Consider the following 24,783-nt stretch of genomic DNA (forward strand, 5'->3'; position numbering starts at 1 on the left):
CGCATGTGGCGTTGACCTCACTTCAGGAGCGGCTTGGGAACCCAGGTGAAATCATCCCACGGCCAGACGGGGTGGGTGATTTGCTGAAACGGCAGATTCCAAAAATCGGCCGGCGCGGCGCCGGGAGAGCGTACGTTCAGAATTCGGGCGGCAGCCTCGCGATACGCAGCGCGAAAGCCGCAGGGACTTTTGGCGACCAGCAATTGGGCCGCGAAGGGCTCAAGTCCTGCTGCGCGAAACAACTCGGGCGCAAAGTGAGGGCCACTGCGTGTGGTCACCACGAGGCACACGTTGCCGTGGCGGAGAAGGACGCTGGTTCCCAGATCGATCTTCAAATTGCTGCCGAGATGGCCTGAGAGAGTGAATGCCGTCGGGAAAATCTTGTCGACCTGCATCGTCGCGGTGAGAGGCTGTACGAAGTCCGTTTGCGGCTGCGTGCCGAAAGTAAATTCACGTGAGACGCCAACTCCGGCGGCAACGGCTTGTTCGACGATGTGCGGCGCAAACATGGCGAGCAGCGCGGGCCGCGGCCAATCGTGCTTGAGTACTTCCGCGAGAAATGCCGTGCCGTTGCCGATCGAACCCGAGGTGGTGGCATCGGCGCTGTCGCTCAATACGGTCAAGCCTTCACCATGCAGCGCGACCTGAACAGCGGCAGGGAGTTCGGTGAGTTGCGGCAGGTATTGCTCGCGAGCCTGCCAAAGATCGGCGGCGAGTTCCTGACAAATCTCGCTCGCCAGTTTCTGGTCATTGTCGGTAACCACGACCACAGCCGAACCTAGCTGCGGCACATCGAGCCAAGGCTGCACCGTGGCAACGCCGGCCGAAAGGACTCCGGGCTGCTGTTCCCAAAATTGCAAGCGCGCTTTGCGAAGGGCTGCGATATTGCCTGGCTCTTCGGAGTTCGCCACTTCGGCTGGCAGAACGACCGGCACCGGTTGCCAGGCGACTGTCGGTCGCGCGCCATCGAGCAGCATTCGTCGGAGCAACTCGGCGCCGCGCCGGCCGGTGCTTTGCACATCGACATGCGGAATCGTGTGAAACAGCACCTGGGCATCGGCGGCTGCGATCATTGCGGGCGTGACGTGAGCATGCAAATCGAGCGTCGCGACGAGCGGCGTCGACTTGCCGATGACTTCGCGCACGGCTTGCAGGATTTCTCCTTCGACATCGGCATGCTCCTCGCTGACGAGTGAGCCGTGCAGCGCGAGGAGGACCGCATCGATCTTGCCAGCAGCCTGCACACTCTCGACAATTTCCTGCTTGATCCAATCGAAAGTCTCGGCAGTGAGCGTCCCTGCTGGCCAAGCGGGAAGGCGCACGAGGCCAACGAGTTCGGGGGGCGACGGCCAAGCGCGAAGCGACTGAATCATGCCGCCGAGTTCATTGGTCTCGGCCATTTCTCGCAGTATGGCATCGCCGCGCAGCACACCGAAGGCTTCGAAGTTCGCCCGCGTGGTGCGGAGCGGGTTGAAGGTATTCGATTCCTGCCAAAGTTGACCGAGCGCGATTCGCATCGTTATTCACCATTCTGCATTTGTACGAGTGCTCGCTCGAGTCGGCTGAGGATCTCAGCAACATCAGCCCGCGTCGTTGCCGCACAAAAGCCGTGATGGCAGGCCGCGCCGCCGTAGTCGTGAAAGTAAACTCCTTCGGCGATTGCGACAGCAATGAACTTCAACATCTTAGTGCGATCATGCGTTAGTGCGCCGCGATAGTCATGAATGCCTGGCTGCGCGAAATAAACGCCGAAGCGAGCTCCCAGGCCGCGAACATGCGCTGGCACGTGGTGCTTTTCGAACAATTGATTCAGCCCCGAGAACAATTGCTCGCCGACAAGGCGAATGTGCTCATAAAAACCAGGCTCTAGATAGGCTCGCACTGCGGCGAGCGCGGCGGCAACGACCAATGGATGGCCGTTGTACGTGCCACTGTGCTGGCAATCGCCCTGCGGCATGAGCCGGGCCATGATGTCGGTGCGGCCACCGAAGGCGCTGAGGGGATAGCCGCCACCCACTGCTTTGCCGAGCGTGCAGAGATCGGGCGTGATCTTTAGATACTCCTGCGCGCCGCCAGGTCCCATGCGAAACGCAGAGAGAACTTCATCGAAGATCAAGAGCACGCCGTGCTTCGTGGTCAGTTCGCGCAGCGCGGTGGCAAACTCAGCAGTTGGAATAATGCAGCCGGCGTTGTAATAGATTGGTTCGCAAATCACGGCAGCCAGTTCATGCGCGTGCTTGGCGAGTGCGGCTGCGAGCAGTTCGACGTTGTTGTAGGGAACCAGCACCAGCTGATCGGCGAGCGCGGCTGGCATTCCCTGTGAAGCAGGAAAGGCCGTTGGCGACGTTTCGGCGCCGAGCTTGTCGGCCGGCGTGTTGATGCTGAACATCACCTGATCGTGATAGCCGTGAAAATTTCCTTCGAGCTTGAGAATTTTCGTTTTGCCGGTGAAGGCCCGCGCGAGGCGCAAACAATGCATCGTCGCTTCGCTGCCTGAGCAGGTGTAACGGACCTTTTCTAAACAAGGGACGACCTCGCAGAGTGTGGCTGCGAGCGCCGCGTGATCTGCGTTTTCGTAGGAGCAGGGCGCGCCGTTGTCGAGTGACTTTTCGATCGCGCGGCGGATTCGCTCATCGCCATGGCCGAGCAACGTTGCGCCGTGGCTGCAGCAGAGGTCGAGGTACTCGCGGCCATCCAGATCCCACAATCGGCAACCGGCAGCCCGCTCGAAGTAGAGCGGATGGCCGAGGGCTTTGTTGACGCGTGTGGAGGACGCCACGCCGCCGGCCAGCGATTGGCGGGCGAGTTCGAACTGCTGCTGGCTGCGGTGGTGAAGCATGCGAAATTTTCGGGTGAGAAGGTGGCGGGCGGAGGCGCGGAATTCCGCTACGATAGCGCATCACGGAACGGCCCCTTTCTCCTCTCAGGGCCCGAGAAGATGGTATCTCATCGGCAGGCGAAACAACAGCAACGGCGGCGCACGCGGCAACTGCGATGCGAACTGCTGGAACGGCGGCACTTGCTGACCGGTGGCCTGCCCATTGATCCGGCCACTGCCTGGCAAGCGCTGGCCGCGATTCCCCCTTCGCCGACGGGCGCTCCGTCTTATCTGTCGGTCGACAAATTTACGCCCTGGCAACTCGATACTGCATTGGTTCGCGCACAATTGGCGACAGCGCCGCTGGAGTTCACGGCCGCGTCCGATCAACGATTAACTTTTGCGGTGCCAGGGCCGACGGGTGAACTCGCTCACTTCGCCTTGGTCGAATCGCCGATCATGGAACCGGCGCTTGCAGCGCTCTTTCCCGAAATCAAAACCTACGCTGGCCAGGGAATCGATGATCCGGCTGCGACCATTCGTCTTGATCTCACGCCACAGGGTTTTCACGCACAGGTGTTGTCGCCGAGCGGCACGTTCTATGTCGATCCTTACTACCATCTCGAGGATCGCGTCTATGTCAGCTACTTTCGCAGCGATGTCGATGCAGCCGCGCGCCAGAACGAGCATGAGTTTGTGCTGGGGACCGAAGACCGCGTGACGATAGCGTCGGCGGTCGTCTACGGGCCGACGCCGCTCAGTGAAGTTACGGAACGAAGCGCCGCCATCGAAGAATCGGCAGAAGCGGCGCTGCTGGCTTCACGACAATTTGAAGCTGCACAGCGCACAGGATCTGCCGGAAGTGTCGCCAGCGCCGGCGAAGACGTTCCTGCCGCGCAACGTTCCGGCACGCAATTGCGAACGTATCGCGCCGCTGTTGCTGCTACGGCGGAGTACACCGCATTTCACGGCGGCACGGTAGCACTCGGCCAAGCCGCGGTGGTGACGGCGATGAATCGCGTGACCGGCGTTTATGAAAGCGAACTCTCGATCCGATTAACGCTGGTCGCTGGCAACGACCTGCTGATTTACACCGATGCCGCGAACGATCCCTACACCAACGACAATCCCAACTCACTCCTGACGCAAAATCAAGCCAACATCGATTCGCGGATCGGCACGGCGAACTACGACATCGGTCACGTCTTCAGCACCGGCGGCGGTGGCTTGGCGGCGTCGGGTGTGGGCGTCGCGAGCCGGAAAGCGCAAGGCGAAACGGGCTCGCCATCGCCAATCGGCGATTCGTTCTACATCGACTACGTCGTCCATGAGATCGGCCATCAGTTCGATGCCAATCATAGTTGGTCGGGGACCACCGGCGCTTGTTCGACCGATAACTTCGCGTACGAAACCGGCGCGGAACCAGGCAGCGGCACCACGATCATGTCGTATGCGGGAATCTGCGGTGTCGACAATATTGCCGCGCACGCCGATGCCAACTTTCATGCGATCAATTTCGACGAGATCATCAACTACGTCGACAACGTCATTCCCAGCGTCGGCACGCGCACCGCGACGGGCAACACCGTGCCGACGGCGAATGCGGGAAGCGACTACGTCATTCCCGCCAGCACGCCGTTTGTACTCACTGCAAGCGGCAGCGATGCCAATTCCGGCGATGTGCTGAGCTACTCATGGGAAGAAATGGACGCCGGTGCGCAGAAACTGCTCGCGAGCACCGACAACGGCACGAGTGCGCTCTTCCGTTCGCGTCCGCCGACAGCGAGTCCCGTCCGTTACTTTCCGCCGCTGAGTAATGTGCTCGCGGGGACGAATGCAACTGGCGAAACGCTGCCGACGGGTGGGCGGACGCTCAATTTTCGTGTGACCGTGCGCGACAACCGCAGCGGCGGTGGCGGCGTGAATACTGACGATGCACGCGTGAAGGTCGTCAACACCGGCGCTGCGTTTCGAGTTACGTCGCCGAACACGGCTGTTCACTGGGCGGCGAAATCGACGCAACTAGTGACCTGGAACGTCGCGGGGACAAACGGGAATGGCATCAATGCCTTGCAGGTGAATATTCTGCTGTCGACGGACGGCGGCCTGACGTTTCCTACGGTGCTGGCGAGCGCGACGGCCAACGATGGGGCGCAGTTGGTGAATCTGCCGGCGCTGTCGACATCGTCGACTGCGCGAATTCGGATCGAACCGGTCGGCAATATTTTTTACGACGTCTCGGACATCAACTTCTTTATCGATGCGGCAGCCGCGGAGCAAACCGACTTTGGCGATGCGCCGAATTCGTATGGCACGTTGCTGGGAAGTAACGGGGCCCGGCATGCAATTGGAGGACCTCGGCTCGGCAATCTGATCGATGGAGAAGCCAATGGCGTGCCTGCGTCCACTGCGAGTGGCGACGGGAGCGATGACGATGGCGTGGCGATTTCGGCGCTGATCGCTGGGCAGGAAACGGCGATTCGCGTTTATTCTTCGACAGCGGGCGCGAAGCTGGACTACTTTTTCGACTTCGATGGCAACGGCGTCTTCGGCAATCAAGCGAATGAAGTGTTCGCGGCCACGCTGACGGCTGGTTCGCAGGTCATTGCCGTCGCGGTACCGCCTACTGCAACGGCGGGAAATACATTCGCCCGTTTCCGCATCAGCACGGCGGGGGCTTTGGGGCCAACGGGAACTGCCGCCGATGGCGAAGTCGAAGATTATGCAGTGACGATTTTTGCTGACGCGCCGGCGCTCGACTTCGGCGATGCACCGGTGAGCTATGCGACAACGAGCGGGAGTGTCGGCCCGAGTCATTTTCCCGTGGGGCCGCGACTTGGGTCCGTTGTCGATGCGGAAGCGGATGGAATCGCGACGTCGTTGAGCTCTGGTGATGGGGCGGATGAGGACGGCGTGAAGTTCACGCAATTGTTGGTTCCCGGCGCGAGTACGAGCATCAGCGTGACGGCATCGCAGGCGGGAATGCTCAACTACTTCTTTGACTTTGATGGCTCGGGAGTGTTCGGCGATAACCCGAACGAGAGTTTTCAAACGGCGGTAACGGCCGGCGTGAATACGTTGACCGTGGCCGTTCCGCCGGCTGCAATTATCGGTAACTTTGCAGCCAGGTTTCGCATCAGTACGGCGGGAAATCTGCTGCCGTATGGTTTTGCTGTTGATGGCGAAGTTGAGGACTATCAGGTTCGTACGATTACGACTGCAGTCGTCGCGGCGTTTCAGAATTTCGATAGCGTGACGACTCCGGCGTTGCCGGCGGGTTGGGTTAGTGCATCGACGGTGAGTGGCGGCGCTGCCAGGAACTGGACGACCATTAGCACCGGCAGCGATAGCGCGCCCAATCATGCATTTGTCGCCGGTGCTGCGTATGTTTCGACGAACTCGCTGACGTCGGCCCCCTTCGTGCTGACGACTGCCAATCAACAACTGCGTCTTCAACATTCCTACGGGTTTGAATATTTTTACGACGGCGGTGTGCTCGAGGTTTCGACGAACGGCACGACGTTCACCGATTTCGTCACGGCGGGTGGAACGTTTTTGTCGGGCGGTTACACTTCGACGCTCGGCAGCGGTTCGACGTTGGCAAGCCGCAACGCTTGGTCCGGTTTGTCGAGTGGTTATTTCGAAACGGTTCTGCAATTCCCCGCGTCGTTGCTGGGGCAGACGATCTATTTGCGGTGGATCGAAGGGACGGATAATCGAACGGCCGATTTCGGTTGGCGAGTCGACTCGATTCAAGCCGTACGTACGGCGCTGGCATTTGACTACGGCGATGCTCCGTCGCCCTATCCCACGTTGAGCGCGGCGAGTGGCGCTGCCCACGCGGAGGAGACTTCGCTGCGGCTGGGCGCGAATTTTGATAGTGAAGCCAACGGCGTGGCCAATGCGACTGCGGCTGGTGACGACAGCGGCGGCATCGATGATGAGGACGGAGTGACGTTTGCCGGGGTGATTCAGCAAGGTGGCATTGGCAGTGTGAGTGTCGTCGCCAGCGGCGCCGGGCTATTGCAAGGTTGGATCGACTTCAACGACGACGGCGATTGGAGCGATGCGGGTGAGCAGATCTTTTCGGACCAGGCCGTCGTCGCAGGGACGAACAACTTGACGTTTGCCGTCGGGGCCGGAGCGGTGGCAACGTCGCAAACCTTTGCTCGTTTCCGGCTCAGTTCGCAGGGTGGCTTGACCTTTACGGGGCAAGCGCCCGACGGCGAAGTGGAAGACTATCAGGTTGCCATCTTCACGCCGGCGACGTTTTTGGTGACTGGTGTCACGAGTACGACGACCGGAGTGATTGTTGATTTCAATCGAGACCTCGATCGACAAGTGCTCAATCTGTACGACGCGAATAGTTCGTATGGCGCGGCCGATCTCACGCTGGTGGGGGCAGCCAATGGTGCGGTGCGCGGCTCGATAGTGATCGATGCCAATAATCGGCGATTGACGTTTGTTGCGAGCAACGGCCGGTTGCCGCCAGATAATTACACGCTCACATTGCGGAGCGCGGCGAATAGTTTTCGCGACTATACGTTCATCATGCTCGATGGCGATTTGAACGGTTCGCCGGGTGGCGATTTTGTTTCGACCTTCACGGTAAATGTTCCCGCCGCCAATACTGTGACGATTGGTCTGCCCGATTTCGCCCGCGGACCACAGCAAGCGGTCAATTTGCCGGCCAACAGTTCGAGCGGGATTCCAATTTCGCTCAGCAATGGCGACGGCGTTACCTCGGCGACCTTCGAACTCCGTTACAACCCGGCGCTGCTCACCATCACCAGCGCCGCAGTGGCTCCAGGCCTGCCTGTGGGCGCCAGTGTGAGTGTAAACACCAGCACGTCGGGCGTTGCCGTTTTTAGTTTCACTTCACCCACTCCACTGCTGGCGGGAACGACGCGGTTTGTCGATGTGCAAGCTAGTGTGCCGGCGACTGCGACTTACAAGACAAAGCAGTTGCTGGATCTGACGAATGTCGTTCTCAACGGCGGGGCCATTCCCGCGCTCGACGATGATGCGCTGCAGGTCGTCGCCTACTTCGGCGATGTCACCGCCAACGGCGACTACACCGGCACCGATGCTTCATACATCGCCCGCAACGCGGTTTCGATCGATACCGGTTTCGCTGCGTTTCCGCTGCTCGATCCGCTCATCATCGGCGATCTGACAGGCAAGAGCGGGATCTCGGCGCAAGATACTTCGCTGGCCATGCAGCTTGCCGTGGTTATTCCTGTGGCCGAAGTTCCGGCCCTGCCGTCGCCCGGAATCTCGCTCGCGTTTGGGGGGCCCGATCCCAAGTTGAGCATTCCCGCGACACTCACTGCTCGCGCTGGTGACGCGATCGATATTCCAGTGAACCTCGACAGCATCGTCGATCTCACTGGCAATGGGCTCCGTTCGGCGGAACTGGTGATCTACTACGATGCCAGTTTGCTCGATGTGCAGGATGTCGTGCTCGGCAAGTTGGTCAGCGGAAGGAGTGATTGGTTTGTCGCGGCGCGGATCGATCAAGCTGCCGGCCGCGTGTTCATTTCGGTGGCCGGACAAACTCCGCTCGATGGCAGATTCGCCGGAGAGCTGGTGCAATTGCAAGCGCGCGTCAAAGCCGAGAGTCCGTCCGGGGCGACTCCACTCAACATCGCTGCCTGGGCACGCACGCCGACGTTTCGAACGCAACTCAACGAAGGCTATTTGACGTTGATCCCCGCGCCGACCGATCGACCAGACGACGTCGGCGTCGATGGCGTGCTCACAATCGTTTCCCCGGCAAGCACTGCAACAGCGCTGCTGGTGAATGGTCGGTTACAAGTTGCCGGCACCAACCAATCCGACCGCATTTATCTCAGTGAGAGCGGCGGGCTGATTCGCGTCCGCGTAAACAATCGTTGGTTGGGTGATTTTGCCATGCCGCAATCGATTGTGATTCGCGGTGGCGCGGGGCAGGACTATATCGTGGCGGCGATTGCCGTACCGACGGAATTTGACTCAACGGGCGATGAATTCGCTGCTAGCGACCTCGTTTTTGCTAGCGATCTATTGCGGGATGCCCTCGGTTTGTAGCGCGAATCGCCGATCTTCTGCGTCCTCGCAAACTTCCCTTGACCCAGTTGCCAGCGGTTTCTATAGTCCCGCCGCTTGCATCGCGGCAGGTTCGCAGGATTTCTTGAGTCAAAGTCGCGATTCAGCCCCATTCAAGCAGATTTTTCGGCAGGCAGCATTTTTGGAGAATGACCCGATGACAGGTACGGAAGCCCAACGCCGGCTGGTTCGCGAAGCACGCCGTCAATTTTTCGCCGTGGCGACATCGGCTGGCCTGTTCGCTGCTGGCCTGCTGAATCTCTCGCCCGCGGTTGCCCAAACCACTCGCGCAGTGGCCCCCGCCGCCCGCCCGCAACCGGCTGCTGCCGGTCAGGCCCCGCGCGGCAATGCTCCGGTCGTGCAAGCTCAAGGCGTGCCGCTCAATCAAGTCACGCCGCGCGTGACCAACGCTCCGGCGCAAACGGCCGCGATCAAGCCCAACCCCACGCAGCTGCAAGTGATGGCCGTCGTCAACGGCGATCAAATCAGCCAGGCCGATCTCGGCCGCGAATGCTTGTGGCGCTTCGGCAAGGAAGTGCTCGAAGGGATGATCAACCGCCAGTTGATCGCTGAGGCTTGCTCGCAGAAGAAGATCACGATCACCGCGCAAGACATCGAACAAGAGATCGAGCGAATCGCGCAGAAGTTCGGTTTGCCCAAGGACAAGTGGATGCAGTTGCTCCGCGACGAACGGGGCTTCAGCGAATCGCAATACAAGCGCGAAGTGGTGTGGCCGATGCTCGCTCTGCGTCGCTTGTCGGCTGACAAGACGCAGGTCACACAGGAAGAAATGCAAAAGGCGTATGAGTCGGAGTTCGGTCCCAAGGTGCGGGCCCTGCTCATCGTTCACAGCCAGAAGCAAATGGCTGAACGGTTGCTGGCCGAAGCGAATGCCAATCCGGCAACGTTCCGCGACTTGTCGAAGCAATACAGCGACGACCCGGGTGTGGCGTCGGCTTATGGCGTGATCCCGCCGATCCGGATGCACATGGGCGATGCGAATCTCGAACGGATCGCCTTCAGCTTGAAGCCCAATCAAGTCTCGCCGGTGATTCAGGTCGCCGACAAGTACTACATCCTGAAGTGCGAAGAACAGATCGAAGGTCGCATGTTGCCGGCCGATCAGATGACTGCCTACCAGGCCAAGCTGCAGGAACGTCTGAAGGAAGGAAAACTCCGCGGCGTGGCGGCGAATTTCTTCGAAGAAATGAACAAGAGTTCGCAGATCGTTAACTACTACTCGACGACCGAAGAACTGCGCAAGTCGCTGCCGCCGGGAACGGTCGCCACGGTGAATAACCGCCCGATCACCACGCAGGCTCTCACCGAAGAATGCCTCAGCCGTTACGGCCAGGAAGTGCTCGAAGGCGAAATCAGCCGCAAGGTTCTCTCGCAGGAATTGGCCAAGAAGAAGCTGGAAATCACCCAGCAAGATCTCGACGAAGAAGTGGCCCGCGCTGCCGAGATGTACGGCGTGACCGACAAGGACGGCAAGCCGGACGTTAAGCGTTGGCTCGAACAAATCACTGAACAAGAGAAGGCGCCGAAGGAACTTTATATTCGCGACGCCGTGTGGCCGTCGGTCGCGCTGAAGAAGATCGTCGGCAACCAGGTGATCATCACCGAAGAAGATCTGCAGAAGGCCTACGAATCGAATTACGGCGAACGAGTTGAAGTGCTGGCGATCGTCTGCGGCGATCAGCGGCAGGCTCAGCGCGTGTGGGACATGGCTCGCAACAATCCGAAGGATTCGTTCTTCGCCGAGTTGGCCGAGCAATACTCGGTCGAGCCCTCGTCGCGGAGCAACGGCGGCAAGGTTCCGCCGATCCAGCGGCACAGCGGGTCGCCCGAAATGGAAAAGGAAGCCTTCTCGCTGAAGGCCGGACAGATCTCCGGCATCGTGGCGGTCAACGGCCAGTTCATCATCATGCGTTGCCTCGGTCGCACGACGCCCGTCAGCGTCGATCAAGCCGTCGCTCGCAAGGCGTTGCACAAGGACCTCGAAGAGCGCAAGCTGCGAGCCAACATGAGCCGCGAGTTCGATCGCTTGTTGCAGACGTCGCAGATCGACAACTACATCGCCGGCACCTCGCAAAGTGGCAAGGAACGTGCGAACGGCAAGTCGCCGTTCACCAACGGTGCTGTTGCTCCGGCCGGTGGTGCTTCTGCCCCGCGAACCGCCGGTGGCGTGGCTCCGGTTTCGAACAACGTGCCGCGCTCGATGGGCACGATGAAGAAGTAATGCTTCTTCGGAAAATTCGACCGGCGAACTCCGCGCCGGTCGAAGGCTGTCGCTCTGGGCAACATATTTAGCTTGCCCGAGCGTTAGTCCTTAGCACGCCGGCCATATTTGTCGTTGAGATATTTGAACTCAGCGAGCGGATTGTATTCGGGGCCTTTGTAGGCCAGACAATGATGCTTCAAGTAAACGCCTGAATCGGCGTCACGGGCTAATGGCCAGAGGGTATTAATCTTCTTGCCGTCGCTGGGAATTCCGACCCAGCCCCCAGATACTTTGGCGTCTGCCGAATCTTCAAATTCCGGCACGTCGAAGTAGTAACGCAGCAATACATAGATATTGCCAAATGAGGCATCCGGCTCGGTTGCTCCCTGCTTGGCGAGAGCACTGTCGCGCAGGCTCATGACAATGCTCTTGGCATCCTGCGTCGAGAACTTTTGGAACTCCTTGCCGAGCCGGTCGAAAGAATCTCGATGCTTCGGGAGCTCCGCGGCAGGTATGGATTCCCACACGCGGAGTGTGTCTGCCGATTTCACGAACTCCGCAATGCTGCACGTCGGCTCGACCGAGATTGCTACTCGGCAGATAAACAATGCCAAGGCAATTGTGATCGATAGCATCCTTGTCATTGGCTAACCCCGGTTTGGATACCTGGCTTCAATCGTCCGTAGCTCGGCAATGATCGGCGGCAAGTAGGGCTGATCGAACCCGAACGTAAGCTGACAACCATCGACCATACGATCGCAGGCGTTTCCCTGAACCGCAATCCGACCGCACATGTTGCCGCTACTGATCAGTTCCAGCTGACCTTTTCCTATATGGAGCGAGGCGGTTCACCCGTCCGGCAAAATTCGGAGGGAGTAATCGTAATGAATGAGCAGGAACTGTTCGCGACGATTGGCTCCTCTCATTTGCCGCTGTTATGCTGAACGCGGTTGGTAAGAATCCGTTGCTGCGAGCTGTCGCGTGTCACTCATGAAGTCGCCTTTCACAAAACGCAGTGCGATTCACGTAAGCAGATCGCAGCTAGCGCACTGGTTGTTGTTTTATCTCGCATGCCTCGGTTCGCTGGTGACGGCGGCGGAGCCGAACCCTTGGCGGATCGCTCCGCCAATTCTACGCAAGCTTTCTGCCGACCACGAAGCGGCGCGCGATGAACTCTACACACTGATCGACAAATATCAGGATCAGTACTTCCGCGAGCGATACGTCGTGGATATTCCGTTCCGAACCAGCGGGATTCCTCAGGACTACTATTTGCTCATCTACGGCGGCTATGCAAGTTTTGCGAACGAAGCACAGCGGATTGAAGTGCACGTGAAGGATGGTCGGGCCAAGATTGAGCTGTGCGATCACGAGGGCATCTTTCGACTTGAGCGGCCGGCTGACGAGATCGATCGACTGGCCAGGCAACTCGCCTATGCATTCCACTCGACGCAGCGCACGATTAAGGACGATGGGCATTTTCGCGGGCGGGGGATTGGCAGCCATATGCCCCACCTCACCATCGAGATCTATTCGAACGACGACGATGCGCCCTGCCATCTGAAAACACCCGCGTGGCAAGCAACTAGCCACAGCGTTGAGAGTGGCGATGGCTTGAGTGGCTTCATGCATACTCGCCTCGCTGAACGGTTGCACCTGCTCGCGTGGCAGGAAGGAACATTGATCCCTGCGGACGTTGAGAAGCGAGATATCCTAGCTCGATTGAGTAAGGTGCCTGCGCTCAAAACTGACGAAGGTTTCATTCACCGAGTGGATTTGCCGGCGATCGAAACCATCATCTACGGCGAGTTGGCAATCAGCCGACGGCTATCCACGGCTGGCGCTGATCTGCAGCGACTTGGCTGTGCCAACTTGGCGACACATCTGGAGATTGCCACGCTCGACGATCCAGGACCGCGTATTCGGCAAGCGGTGCTGGAAAAGAAGCAGGACAGCTATTTGGCACATTGGGCGATTAAGTTCGCCCAAGATCCTCGTCGCCCCGAATTGCTGCAATCGCTGCTCGATTTGTTGCCCCTGGATGTGGATCACTACGACGTTAAATCGATACTCGCATGCGCCGCAGAGCGAAAACTGACTTCCGGCCAATTGGCACAGATCGAGCGATTTTATCGACAGACTCGCGACGAGCAAGCCAAGATGAGAGCTGCTCATGCCCTGTTGCAGTTGACGCACGACGAAGAGTACTTCGACTATCTCGAGACTCTGGCGCGAGCTCTGCCGCGCGGCGAACAGAACGACTTCGACCGTCCTAGTCGCGTGGCGGCAGCGCAACTGCTCGAATATGCGAGCCAGTCCGGCCACCATCGCAAGCGAGCTTACGCGCTGCTGAAGTTCTTGATCACGGAGTTGGAGAAGGATCAAAAGCCAGAGTGGTCGCAACTGACCGGTTATGCAAGCGCGACCGGTCAACTTGGGTCGCAGGCTGATTTGCCATTCCTGGAGAAGGTTGCCCGCGACGAATCGCCCTACAATGCAGGAGTCGGCATTCGAGCGATGGCGAAAATCGATCCGAAACTAGCGCTCACGCACTTACATCGGCGAATCGAGCAGAACTGTCGCGCGGAGGATGAGAATTATCGCTGGGAGGTCTCGGCCAACTACGATCTCATCCTCGCCGAGCGCGACCGGGCTGCCGTTCCGCTCTTGCAACAAGCCTGGCAGCGTCATCTGCGGGACGTGCCCCAACATGCTGACTCGGAGTCCTTCGGCCCCAAGTTTGTGATTGCCTACTTGCAAGCAGAAACGGTTGACCAACGTGTGGTGGCTGCGGTCGAAGTGGCCCAGAAGTGTTTTGAGTTGAGTACCGAAGTGCGAAAACGACTGGCCGATCAGTTGATCGCCGAAGGGGGCGATCCGGCTCGTTGTCGCGAAATAATTCAGTCCGACATCCGGCTACGTCCAGCGCGAGGCCGCTGAGATCCATTTTCGCTCATCGCAATTTCATGAAAATGTCACCTCACATCACCGCACCTCTTCGCCGTCGGGATTTTGTCTCGGCGGGCGCGGCGGGATTGCTGGGGTTGTCGCTGCCGCAGTTGATGGCAGCGAAAGATCTTGCCAAACAAGCTGCGCCACCGGCGAAGGCCAAGGCAGTGATCTTGCTGTTTATGTGGGGTGGGCCGGCGCAGCAGGAGACTTGGGATCTCAAGCCGAATGCACCGGCTGAGATTCGGGGCGAGTTCAAGCCGATCAGCACCAACGTGCCTGGGATTCAGGTCAGCGAGCACTTTCCGCTGCTGGCGCAGCGATGCGATAAGCTCGCGATCATCCGCTCGATGACGCACGGCGATGTGAACCACACGACGGCGACGCATCATTTGCTGACAGGTTTTCCTTATCGGCAAGGTGCTGACTTTCGCGCCGATTGGCCGCACATGGGGGCGGTGCTCGCCAAGCTCGGACGCGGCAAAGATCCGCTGCCGCCGTTTGTGCAGATGCGGCCGAAGATGCCTGGCGACGTGCCGCGGTTCGTCGAAGAGAGTCACGGCCAATTCGCCGGCTGGTTGGGATCGACCTGGGATCCGCTGACCATCGACGCTCGGCCTGATCTGCCCGATTACCGCGTCGGCGATTTTCAACTGCAGGAAGGCTGGTCGGCCGAACGTCTGCAAGGTCGTAAGTCGCTCCTCGGTAATCTCGAAGATCGGCTCACTCAACTCGAGAACCGCGGTTCGCTCGGCGCTCGGGCACGTCACTACAGTCGGGCGTTCGATTTGCTGGCGAGTGGCGCCGGGCAGAATGCTTTCGACCTCACGCAGGAGCCCGACAAGATTCGCGATCAGTACGGCCGCAATCCGCACGGCCAATCAGTGCTGCAAGCGCGCCGGCTCATCGAGCGCGGCGTGCCACTGGTGACGGTATTCTGGCCCAACGATGGAATTAAGAATGTGAGCGTCTATTGGGATACGCACAGCCGCAATTTCATTGATCACAAAGAGCGCTTGATGCCGCCAGCCGATCGGGCTTTCAGCGCGCTGCTAGATGATCTGAAAGAGCGCGGCCTCTTCGACGAAACACTCGTTGTGTGGACCGGAGAGTTCGGCCGCACCCCAAAGATTGGTCAGCGGAACAGCGATGCCGGCGCTGGCGCCGACGGCCGCGATCATTGGCCCAATTGCTTCACCAGCGTGCTTGCCGGCGGCGGCATCCACGGCGGGCAGGTCTATGGCGCGTCGGATCGTCACGCGGCCTATCCGGTCGACAATCCGGTGAACCCCGTCGACCTCGTCGCGACCATCTACCATCAACTCGGTGTGCCAGCCGATTTAGAATTGCCCGACACGCTCGGCCGGCCGCTGGTGATTTGCCCAGGGCGGCCGATTCAGCAACTCATTTCCTAAACAACCTCTCCGCCGCCGGATACCTGCAACCCGGGAGAAGCTTTGTGAATTCCTCAATCGCTCACTGGCTGCTGCTCGGCGGCCTCTTCTTGTTGCCGAATGTTTCGCAGGCTCGCGAATGGCAAGACGCCACCGGTGCGTTCAAGGTTGAGGCCGATTTGCTCGGCGTCGTCGAGGATCGCGTCAAACTGCAAAAACCAGACGGCAGCACGATCGAGGTGCCGCTGGCGAAGCTCAGCGCCAAGGATCAAACCTTTGTGAAGGAATGGCAAACCGCCAAGCCACAAGTCGCGCTCATCGCCAAGCTGTCGGACAAGGAGGAGAAAATGCGGCGCAAGGTGCTGTACGATCTCATGGAATTGAAACTGCCTGTGGCCGAAACGTTGCCGCATTTGATTAGGGCCGCGGAAGACTCAGACCTTAATCTGGCCGACCCAGCCATGCATTACCTGAGCGAAATGGGAACCGTGGCTCGGCCTGCATTACCCGCGCTGGAGCGAATCGCGGCGCGGCCGGACAAGAACGGCTTCACCATGGCAGCGGAATGGGCGATTTTCAACATTCGCTATCGGCTGCAACACTTTGGGGCTTCAGGCGCCGAAATGCATGGGATGGCCGTGCTGCCAGACGGAAAATCCGTCATCGCTTCCGGCACGGGTCGCGGCGAATCATCGCTCAACCATTGGGATCTAACCACCGGCAAGCTCATCCGCGAGTTCAAGCTGCCCGACGATTCCGTTGGCGAGATCGCTCTCACGGGCGACGGCAAACAGTTGGCCGTGGCCAACGATGACAAAATTCAGATCCTCGATCCCAGCACCGGTAACGTGATTCGCACGCTCACCGACCATGCCCACACGGTGGGCGATCTGGCTTGGAATCGTGATCAAACGTTGCTCGCCAGTACCGACGACGACAAGCAAGTGTTGATTCATGATGCCGAGGGCAAACTGGTCAAGAAGATCGCGGGGCATCGCGACACGGTCACGAGCCTGATCTTCATGCCCGGGGGAAAACGCGTCGTCACCGCGAGTGTCGACGGCAGCGTTATCAGTTGGGAGATTGCGACCGGTAAACCGTTTAAGGAATTTAAGGGCTACACCGGAACCGTGGGCTCGCTCGCGGTTCGCCCCGACACGAAGTGGCTGGCCGCTGGTAGCTCGGATGGCAGCGTGACCATTTGGGAGAGCTTTTCCGGCAAGCTCCTGAAAAAATGGCAAGCCGCGCACGAGGACTCGGTCTCAGCCGTCATCTTCAGTCCCGACAATCAATGGCTGCTGACGAGCGGAGAAAATTCAGTCGCCAAAGTTTGGGACGCGAGCACCGGCAAGTTGATCACCGATTTGGCAACAATAGGCCACGTTCAGTCGTGGTCGTTCGACAACAGCGGCGACCGCTTGTTCTGTGGCGCGATGGGATATGTCAGTGTTCTCGACTGGAAAGAGTTGAAAACACTGGCTACGAAAAAATAGCAAAGGCAGCGGCCGCGATTAATCAAACATCCCGTAACGCACGATGCACCACAGTGCATTGAAGAGATCCTTCACGCCGATCTTTTTGCCTTCGGCGTAGCTGCGGGCGTTGTAGCTGATTGGCACTTCAGTGAAGCGGACCTTGCGGCGACCGAGCTTGGCAGTGACTTCCGGTTCGAAGCCGAAGCGGTTCTGCTGGATTTCGAATTTCGTCAGCACTTCGCGCTTGAAGGCTTTGTAGCAAGTTTCCATGTCGGTCAACTTGAGGCCGGTGGTGACATTCGAGGCGAACGTCAGGGCCCAGTTGCCGAAGCGGTGGATCAGCGATTTGTCGTGCGGTTTCTCATGCAAGAATCGCGAGCCGTACACCACGTCGGCTTCGCCAGCGAGGATCGGCTTGAGGAGCGGCAGGATGTCGCGCGGGTCGTATTCGAGATCGGCGTCTTGCACGATCACAATGTCGCCCGTCGCGTGCTTGAAGCCGGTGCGGAGGGCAGCGCCTTTCCCTTCGTTCTGTTGCTTGAAGATCGCGTGCAGGTCGCCGGCGGCGTCGAGCTCTTGCAGGATCGAACGCGTTTGATCGCGGCTGCAATCGTCGACGACGATGATTTCCTTCGGCACGGGGAGGGCGGCAACGCGCGCGAGAATCTCGCAGATGGTCCGCTCTTCGTTGTAGGCCGGAATCACCACCGACAGCTTGAAACCGGCTGGCAGCGTGTAGTCGAGCGGCGGAATGTCGTAATTGGTCGGCTTGGGCAGCATGTCGCTCAGTGGGGTGCAAGACGACCGATTGTCGCCGCCGGGGCGCGATTCGTCCACGCCACTAGGGACGTTATTCGGCACGGGATGACCGCCAATCGTCAAGGGAGTTACGGTTGTGTAAATCGTCGAAGCAAAGAGGTCGGACATGGAAATCACTCGTTGGTTGCTGCGGGTGTGCAGGCGGCCGTTTGAACTTGGGTTGGTTGATTGACGTTGTAGGCGGGGAGCGCTGGCCAAGAGACATAGCCCTCGGGCGTTTCGGTGGTCAGCGGTCGATTGCGAACGAAATCGGGATTCGACGGATCGTCGTAACGGCTGCGGCGACCATAGAGGACCGATTGGCCATCCATGAAGAGCACGCACCATTCTTCTTCATTGCGGCGCATCACATCGCAGCCTGGCTGTTGAGCTCGCGACAGCAGGATGAGATCGGGCCGGTGATTTCGCAGGGCTTTTTCGGGATCAAACGCATTGCGCGGATCGCGGTAGCGATTGTCGGGCGACTGCTCGCCCAAAATGAAATCAAAATGCTCGTCGAGCATCGCTTGCGAGTAACTCGTGCGGCAACGGCCATCGACATGCACCAGCAAACCTTGCTCAAGCGGAGTCTTCGGACCGAACGCCGCAAGTGCGTATTGTGCCCAATTGAACGTGACCAGCATTTTGCCGTTCAGCTTCTCGCGGGCGATGTATTCCATGGCATCGACCGGGAAATTTTTGTGTTCGACTTTGAGTTGGCTCAACCGCGAAGCGAGTTTGCCGCCGGTGAGCAAGCAAGCCAGCAGGATCAAGCCGGCAAACACCGGAGCCATTCGTGGCGACAAACCGCTGGCCAGCGAGGAGTCGCACGACGTCGCGCCGACGCGTTCCAAAATCGACTGCCAATGCCGCGGCAACCAAAAGCCGCAAGCGATGGCGAAGAACGCGATGTGCCGCAGGTGAGTCATCGACTGCCAGCAGAGGAGCGCGAGAATTACGGTCTGCGTGAAGTCGTGACGCTTCTTGCTGAAGAGCAACGTGCTGACCCAACCGCAGAGCAAAATGACAAACGGCAAGGTCTCGAGGCTGAAGAAGTCCGGGGCGCGCCATTCGACGATTTCGGGCCGCGGCACTTTCAGATCGTCAAACAACCAAACTAGAAACTCGCTGCCGTAGGGGTTAATCAACGTGGCCGCGGCGGCCACGACGATCATTAGCGTGAAGCGTCGCAACATGCCCCAGCTGTCGCTGCCGCGGTGAGCGACGAACTCCACGCCGCGAAGGCACAGATAAGCAATCAGCACGCACAGACCGGCAAGGAATCCGCCGTGGGCGTTCGTCCACAGCACCATCAGCGGCACCATCAGCCACAGAGCCTTCAAGCGGCCACGCCCGTAGTTCAATTCATTTTCGCAGCCGGTTTGTTCGCAATAAGTCACGCGCTCGAGCAGCCTCGATAGTCCCAGGCGGCTGCAAGTGCTGCGCAGCCAGCTGCCGTTCAGCCGGTTATCCCCTTCCCAGCCGCGAAAGGCAAAGCCGAGGATCGCGAGTTCCAAAGTGAAGCAGGTGTACGAAGCGAGCTGCGGCCGCAAGCTCCAGTGATTGCCGAGCGTCACGGCGACGAGCAGCGCAGTGCCGCCGATGGTGATCAGGCTCGCGCCTTGTTTCTTGGCCGAGTACGCAATCAGGCCGATCACGAGAAAGCCGAGCAGCGCTTTCATCACGAGCAGGCCGCGGCCGCCAAAGTTGTCGTTTACCGCGAACAATACGAACTCGGCGACGAGCTCGTGGTTGATCCAGCGATAACCCTCGGCGATGTACGAATAAGTGGTCGTCGCCGGCAAGCCTTGTTGCCAGCAATCGCGGCCGTATTGAATGTGACCCCACAAATCCGGATCGGCGACATTCAGCGACAACGAGCAACCGCAAGCGAGCAGCACGGCCAGCAAAATGCCCCGATCAATCCACGTCGGCAGGTGGAAGCGAGTGCGAATGGCTGGCAGCATGCGAAAAATCCTTGCGTCGAAAGGGAACGGCAGCACCGCGAGTACGCAATGCCGCCCGGCAACTATAGAACGCTCTGCCGGCGCGGAATTGTGCGAACTGGGCTGCACAACGTGCCCGGCGGAACATCTCGTGCGGTCCTACCGCTTGGAGCGGTTATGCGGCGCGGCTAAAGTTTGACTGTCGGCTTTCGCGGGAGCAAAAGGCGACTGTTAACACAGGAAGTACACATGCAGCGCGAAGTAACGATCGACAACATCCATCTCCACCTTAGCCATCCGCACGACGCCACCGGCGAGTGGATCGGCCAGCGCGAGATCCTGCAGCAGCTGATGGCCTGCTGGTTGGTCGTCGACGAACGCGACCTGCCTCTCACGCCGCGGCTGGTCGGGCCGCCGGGCATCGGCAAGACTGCCCTCGGCATGGCCGGCGCGCAGCTGCGCAAGCAAGAGCTTTACATCTATCAATGCACGGCCGATACGCGGCCGGAAGATTTGCTCGTCACGCCGGTGCTCGCCGAGAGCGGCAAGATTGCGTACCACGCCTCGCCGCTGGTCAGCGCAGTGCTGCGCGGCGGCATTTGCATTCTCGACGAAGGAAACCGGATGAACGAAAAGTCGTGGGCCAGCCTGGCCCCGCTCTTCGATCAGCGGCGTTACGTCGAATCAATCGTCGCCGGCATCACGATTCAGGCTCATCCGAACTTCCGCTGCTGTGTGACGATGAATCAGGATGAATCGACGTTCGAAATCCCCGACTACATCCTGAGTCGCCTGCAACCGACGCTGCAGCTCGGTTTTCCGCAGCGGCAGGACGAGCTCGCCATTCTGCAATATCACTTGCCGTTTGCCGCGGCGGAGATGCTGTCGCTCACGGTCGACTTCTTGCAAAGCGCGCACGAGTTGAAGCTCGACTACTCCCCGCGCGACGGCATCAATATGTTGCGCTACGCGATGAAGCGACTCGCGCAGGATCCCAAGCATCCGCTGTCGAAAGACGCCGCCTGGCGCGAAGCCCTGGAAAAATGCCTCGGCGATGAAGCGCTCGACCTGCATGCTCTCGCGCAGCGCAAGCGTCGTTCGCTGGGCGATGCCAACGTGCCGCTCGGCTTGGGCGACTTCTTTTTCTCGCCCGATGATCCGCTGCATCCGGATCGCGAAGACGAGGATGAAGACGAAGATATTTAAGCGCAAGCAAATTCGTAGGGTGGGTCGAGCGGTACTCCGCGAGGCCCACCAGATGCGCCGAATTGCGTGAATTTCGGTGGGCCTCGCGGAGTACCGCTCGACCCACCCTACGGCCGTTAAGCAATCAGCTGCTTTTGCACGGTGCCGCTCACATCGGTCAGCCGATAATCTCGCCCCATCACGCGATAAGTCAGCCGCGTGTGATCAAGGCCGAGTAGGTGCAGGCAAGTGGCGTGCAGATCGGGAACGGAAACCGGATTGGCGGCGACGTTGTAGCCGAACTCATCGGTCTCGCCCCAGGTGGTCCCCCCTTTCACACCGCCGCCGGCCAGCCACATGGTAAATGCTTTGGCGTGATGGTCGCGCCCCTTGCCATCTTCGGCGAACGGTGTGCGGCCGAACTCGCCGCCCCATACGATCAGGGTCGAGTCGAGCAAGCCGCGGCGCTTCAGATCTTGAATCAGTCCGGCAATCGGCAGGTCGGTTTCGCCACAATGCAGGTCGTGATTCTTTTTCAAATCATCGTGAGCGTCCCAGGCCTTCGGCCCTTCGTTTCCGCCGCTGTAGAGTTGCACGAATCGCACGCCGCGTTCGACGAGTCGCCGGGCAAGCAAGCAGTTGCGGCCGAAGTGCTCGGTGACCTTATTATCGAGGCCGTACATCTTGCGGATGTATTCCGGTTCTTCAGCGATGTCGACGGCCGCCGCTGCTTCGGATTGCATGCGGTAGGCGAGTTCGTATGAAGCGATCCTAGCTGCGAGCGCGGTTTCGTTTGGGTTCTCGGCCAGATGCTGACCGTTCCACTTAGCGAGCAAGTCGAGGCGAGCCCGCTGTTGCTCGCGTGACGTTCCCGCTGGTGGACTGAGATAGGCAATCGGATCGCCGGTCGGCCGAAACGGCACGCCTTGATAAGCGGCCGGCATGAAACCGTTGCCCCAGTTGAGCGCCCCGTTCACGGGCGCACCGTCGCGATCCATCATCACCACAAAGCCCGGCAGATTTTCGTTCTCGCTCCCCAGGCCGTAGTTTACCCACGAACCCATGCTCGGCCGGCCCGACAGGCGGTCGCCTGTTTGCATTTGAAACAGCGCGGGCGCGTGATTGTTGCTCTCGGCATGCATCGATCGAATCACGCACAGCTCATCGCTGAGCTTGGCGAGGTGCGGAAACGGCGAAGCGATCTCCATGCCCGATTCGCCGTGCTTCGCAAACTTATATGGGCTCGGCAGCGCAGCGTTTTTGCTTCCCTTGCGGAAAACGTCGTTCTGATCAAAGACCGGAATCGGCTGGCCGCTCCACTTCTGCAGTTGCGGCTTGGGATCAAACAGATCGATGTGGCTCGGTCCGCCGTACATGAACAAAAAGATGACGGCCTTGGCCTTCGCCGCAAAGTGCGCCGGACGAGCCGCGAGAGGATTCTGCACGAGCGGCGCTTCGCCGGCGCGCAGAGCATCCTGTTCGAGCATGCCGCGGAGCGCGAGCGTGCCGAAGCCTGCGCCCAAGCTGGCGAGCATTTCACGACGGCTGAATCCTGGCATGATGATCTTCCCCACTTGGCTTTCTGCGACTTGGCTAGTCGACGTACAACAGTTCGTTGCAATTGAGCAGCACATGGCACAAATCGGCGACGGCCGCTTCGGTAGCTTCGGCGGCTTGTCGGCCGGAGTTTTGATAATCTGACTTCTGGGCCTGCAAAAAGTCCGCCGCTTCGGCGATGCGCGTGGCCGAGGGATCGCGACTCAGCGCGAAACGCAAAGCGACGCGCGCCTGATCATCGGCGGAACCTTCTTTGACGGAACTCAACACTCGCCGAGCGAACCAGCGGGCTTGTTCTTGCGTGAACTCATCGTTCATCAGCACGAGCGCCTGTGTGGGAATGGTGCTGTCCTGCCGGCGGTCGCAGGTGTTCGCGGTGCTCGGCACATCGAATAGCTCGAGTAGTGGAAACGGCATCTGACGTTTGACGTAGATGTAAACGCTCCGGCGCCAATGCTCGGGGCCTTCGTTCTTTACGACGGGCCATTTGTTGCGTTGGCTGGCGGCGAGCAACTCGGCGGGAATGCGCGGCTTCACGCCCGGGCCACCCTCGCGCGCGTTGAGCGTGCCGGCGATGGCGAGCACGTTGTCGCGAATCGCTTCGGCTTCGAGCCGGCGTTTGTTCATCCGCCAGAGGAGCAAATTCTGCGGATCGCTTTCGTTGCCGCGGCCGTTGCCTTGCGAGGCTTGCCGATAAGTGGCCGAGGTCATCAGTTGCCGGTGCATTGTCTTCCACTGGCCGCCGGTCGCGGCCATTTCGATCGCCAGATAATCGAGCAACTCCGGATGCGTCGGCAAGCTGCCCGTCACGCCGAAGTTGCTGGGCGTCGCCACGATGCCGCGGCCGAAGTGATGATGCCAGAGGCGATTGGCAATCACGCGCCAGGCAATGGGATTCTCCGGCGCGACAATCCAATCGGCGAGGGCCAGTCGTTGGCCAGTGCTTCGTTCTGACTTCGCGGGCGCGAAGTGCGCGGTGGGCGAAAAGATCCGCGGCACGCCGGCCTGCACTTGCGGGCCTTTGTTGTTCAGGTCGCCACGAAAGAGGACGAAGGTTTCGCGCGGCTTGTTGCTCGCATCGACGATCGCCATGACGGCCGGCTTTCCTTTCTCGGCCGACTTCTGTCCAAACTGCGGCGCGCCTTGGTCATCGAGCGGCACGTCCTTGCGGGTCACATTGTTGAAGACGGCCAGCAGTTGGTAATAGTCCGATTGCGGCAGTGGATCGAACTTGTGATCGTGGCAGCGCGCACAGCCGACCGTCAAACCGAGATAAACCGACGACGTCGTCGAGATCACATCGTCGAGCAAGTCGAGCCGATACTTCTCGCGATCCATCGCGTTGTTGCCCATGTTGTCGTCATTCGTCGGACCGTTGCGGCAGAAAGCGGTCGCCGCGAGCGAGTCTGCGTTGCTGCCCGGCAACTCGTCGCCGGCGAGTTGCTCGCGCACAAACTGCGTGTACGGCTTGTCTTCGTTCAAGCTCCGAATCACATAGTCGCGATACTTCCAGGCAAACGGCCGGTCGATGTCTTCATGGAAGCCGCCGCTATCGGCATAGCGTGCCAGGTCGAGCCAATGTCGGCCCCAGCGTTCGCCATAGGCGGGCGAGGCGAGCAGCCGATCGAGTTGTTGTTCGTAAGCATCCGGCGCGCGATCGGCGAGGAACTCTTCCACGTCCGCTGGCGACGGCGGCAGACCGATGAGATCGATGCAGGCCCGGCGCAGGAGCAACTCGCGGGAGACTTCCGGCGATGGCTCCAGCCCAGCCGTCTTCAACTTGGCTGCGATGAAAAGATCGACTGGATTCGCCGACCAGGCTTGCATTTTTTCATCAACCTCTGGCAACTTCGGCTTCGTCGGCGCTTTAAAAGCCCAGTGGTCTTTCCCTTTTGCCAACTGAGGCCGATCCGGGAGCGAGTCTTTTGGCAGCCCACCGATCCAACTGCTGATTGCAGCGATTTCGTCGGCCGAGAGTTGCCCTTCCGGCGGCATGTGCGGCTTCGAACCTTTGGCGAGCAACTGCGTGAGCAAGCTGGCGTCGGCTTTGCCCGGCGTGACGACGTAACCCGAGCGCGCACCGCGCAGCAGTCCATCGGCCGTCGTCAGATTCAGTTCGGCTTCGGGCTCTTCGCTGCCATGACAATCGCTACAGTGCTTTTGCAGGATCGGCAGGATCTGCTCAAACTTCGGCGTCTCGGCCCAGCAGTTCGCAGCGGAAGCAATGCCCAAACCCAGCACGGCCAGCGACCAAGCCGCGAGATTTCGCCAACGAATAGAGGCGAGAAGCATGGGAGGGGATTGCCTGGGGAGAGTTGCAAGGGGAAGGCTGCCGTCCGGACCACTACAT

Annotated in this window: 13 protein-coding genes; 6 read left to right on the forward strand and 7 right to left on the reverse strand. The window is 59.7% G+C overall.

The window, feature by feature from the left end:
- Positions 1 to 17 precede the first annotated feature (17 nt).
- Complete coding sequence (locus M9Q49_RS06625) at positions 18 to 1,517, reverse strand: M81 family metallopeptidase (RefSeq protein ID WP_254507924.1); 1,500 nt, start codon at positions 1,515 to 1,517, stop codon at positions 18 to 20.
- A 2-nt stretch (positions 1,518 to 1,519) separates the two neighbouring features.
- Entirely contained in the window at positions 1,520 to 2,839 is a 1,320-nt protein-coding gene (locus M9Q49_RS06630) for an aspartate aminotransferase family protein (RefSeq protein WP_254507925.1), read from the reverse strand.
- 99 nt (positions 2,840 to 2,938) lie between these two features.
- Between M9Q49_RS06630 and M9Q49_RS06635 the strand changes: the two genes are divergently transcribed.
- Together M9Q49_RS06635 and M9Q49_RS06640 are read left to right on the forward strand one after the other, a co-directional pair.
- A complete protein-coding gene (locus M9Q49_RS06635; RefSeq protein WP_254507926.1) occupies positions 2,939 to 8,887 on the forward strand; it encodes a GEVED domain-containing protein in 5,949 nt (1,982 codons plus the stop codon).
- Positions 8,888 to 9,062: 175 nt separating this feature from the next.
- A complete protein-coding gene (locus M9Q49_RS06640; protein WP_254507927.1) occupies positions 9,063 to 11,147 on the forward strand; it encodes a peptidylprolyl isomerase in 2,085 nt (694 codons plus the stop codon).
- Between the two features lie 83 nt (positions 11,148 to 11,230).
- Here the strand turns inward: M9Q49_RS06640 and M9Q49_RS06645 are convergent, their stop codons facing one another.
- The gene (locus M9Q49_RS06645; protein WP_254507928.1) at positions 11,231 to 11,773 is read right to left on the reverse strand and encodes a hypothetical protein; all 543 of its coding nucleotides are present in this window, start codon (positions 11,771 to 11,773) and stop codon (positions 11,231 to 11,233) included.
- Positions 11,774 to 12,119: 346 nt separating this feature from the next.
- On the opposite strand from M9Q49_RS06645, the gene M9Q49_RS06650 reads away from it, so the two are divergent.
- Genes M9Q49_RS06650 through M9Q49_RS06660 form a run of 3 tightly spaced genes read left to right on the forward strand, consistent with a single transcriptional unit; the run spans position 12,120 to position 16,965 of the window.
- Positions 12,120 to 14,069: a hypothetical protein gene (locus M9Q49_RS06650; protein WP_254507929.1), complete on the forward strand. Its 1,950-nt coding sequence runs from the start codon at positions 12,120 to 12,122 to the stop codon at positions 14,067 to 14,069.
- Positions 14,070 to 14,095: 26 nt separating this feature from the next.
- A complete protein-coding gene (locus M9Q49_RS06655; RefSeq protein WP_254507930.1) occupies positions 14,096 to 15,493 on the forward strand; it encodes a DUF1501 domain-containing protein in 1,398 nt (465 codons plus the stop codon).
- 44 nt (positions 15,494 to 15,537) lie between these two features.
- A complete protein-coding gene (locus tag M9Q49_RS06660; RefSeq protein WP_254507931.1) occupies positions 15,538 to 16,965 on the forward strand; it encodes a WD40 domain-containing protein in 1,428 nt (475 codons plus the stop codon).
- 18 nt (positions 16,966 to 16,983) lie between these two features.
- On the opposite strand, the gene M9Q49_RS06665 is transcribed toward M9Q49_RS06660, so the two are convergent.
- Positions 16,984 to 17,874, reverse strand: coding sequence for a glycosyltransferase family 2 protein (locus M9Q49_RS06665; RefSeq protein ID WP_254507932.1), 891 nt, complete (start codon positions 17,872 to 17,874; stop codon positions 16,984 to 16,986).
- Between the two features lie 5 nt (positions 17,875 to 17,879).
- Positions 17,880 to 19,712 carry a hypothetical protein gene (locus tag M9Q49_RS06670; RefSeq protein ID WP_254507933.1) on the reverse strand — a complete coding sequence of 611 codons (1,833 nt, stop codon included), beginning with the start codon at positions 19,710 to 19,712 and terminating at the stop codon, positions 17,880 to 17,882.
- Positions 19,713 to 19,940: 228 nt separating this feature from the next.
- Here M9Q49_RS06670 and M9Q49_RS06675 point away from each other — a divergent pair, with 228 nt between their 5' ends.
- Positions 19,941 to 20,897, forward strand: coding sequence for an AAA family ATPase (locus M9Q49_RS06675; RefSeq protein WP_254507934.1), 957 nt, complete (start codon positions 19,941 to 19,943; stop codon positions 20,895 to 20,897).
- A 116-nt stretch (positions 20,898 to 21,013) separates the two neighbouring features.
- On the opposite strand, the gene M9Q49_RS06680 is transcribed toward M9Q49_RS06675, so the two are convergent.
- Together M9Q49_RS06680 and M9Q49_RS06685 are read right to left on the reverse strand one after the other, a co-directional pair.
- Complete coding sequence (locus M9Q49_RS06680; RefSeq protein WP_254507935.1) at positions 21,014 to 22,435, reverse strand: DUF1501 domain-containing protein; 1,422 nt, start codon at positions 22,433 to 22,435, stop codon at positions 21,014 to 21,016.
- Between the two features lie 34 nt (positions 22,436 to 22,469).
- Entirely contained in the window at positions 22,470 to 24,725 is a 2,256-nt protein-coding gene (locus tag M9Q49_RS06685; protein ID WP_254507936.1) for a PSD1 and planctomycete cytochrome C domain-containing protein, read from the reverse strand.
- Positions 24,726 to 24,783 lie beyond the last annotated feature (58 nt).

The sequence above is a fragment of the Anatilimnocola floriformis genome, assembly GCF_024256385.1.
Classification (GTDB): domain Bacteria; phylum Planctomycetota; class Planctomycetia; order Pirellulales; family Pirellulaceae; genus Anatilimnocola; species Anatilimnocola floriformis.

Bases quoted from the DNA above. Each gene is read 5' to 3' on its own strand.
- M9Q49_RS06625 (WP_254507924.1), bottom strand. From the start codon at position 1,517: ATGCGAATCGCGCTCGGTCAACTTTGGCAGGAATCGAATACCTTCAAC.
- M9Q49_RS06630 (WP_254507925.1), bottom strand. From the start codon at position 2,839: ATGCTTCACCACCGCAGCCAGCAGCAGTTCGAACTCGCCCGCCAATCG.
- M9Q49_RS06635 (WP_254507926.1), top strand. From the start codon at position 2,939: ATGGTATCTCATCGGCAGGCGAAACAACAGCAACGGCGGCGCACGCGG.
- M9Q49_RS06640 (WP_254507927.1), top strand. From the start codon at position 9,063: ATGACAGGTACGGAAGCCCAACGCCGGCTGGTTCGCGAAGCACGCCGT.
- M9Q49_RS06645 (WP_254507928.1), bottom strand. From the start codon at position 11,773: ATGACAAGGATGCTATCGATCACAATTGCCTTGGCATTGTTTATCTGC.
- M9Q49_RS06650 (WP_254507929.1), top strand. From the start codon at position 12,120: ATGAAGTCGCCTTTCACAAAACGCAGTGCGATTCACGTAAGCAGATCG.
- M9Q49_RS06655 (WP_254507930.1), top strand. From the start codon at position 14,096: ATGAAAATGTCACCTCACATCACCGCACCTCTTCGCCGTCGGGATTTT.
- M9Q49_RS06665 (WP_254507932.1), bottom strand. From the start codon at position 17,874: ATGTCCGACCTCTTTGCTTCGACGATTTACACAACCGTAACTCCCTTG.
- M9Q49_RS06670 (WP_254507933.1), bottom strand. From the start codon at position 19,712: ATGCTGCCAGCCATTCGCACTCGCTTCCACCTGCCGACGTGGATTGAT.
- M9Q49_RS06675 (WP_254507934.1), top strand. From the start codon at position 19,941: ATGCAGCGCGAAGTAACGATCGACAACATCCATCTCCACCTTAGCCAT.
- M9Q49_RS06680 (WP_254507935.1), bottom strand. From the start codon at position 22,435: ATGCCAGGATTCAGCCGTCGTGAAATGCTCGCCAGCTTGGGCGCAGGC.
- M9Q49_RS06685 (WP_254507936.1), bottom strand. From the start codon at position 24,725: ATGCTTCTCGCCTCTATTCGTTGGCGAAATCTCGCGGCTTGGTCGCTG.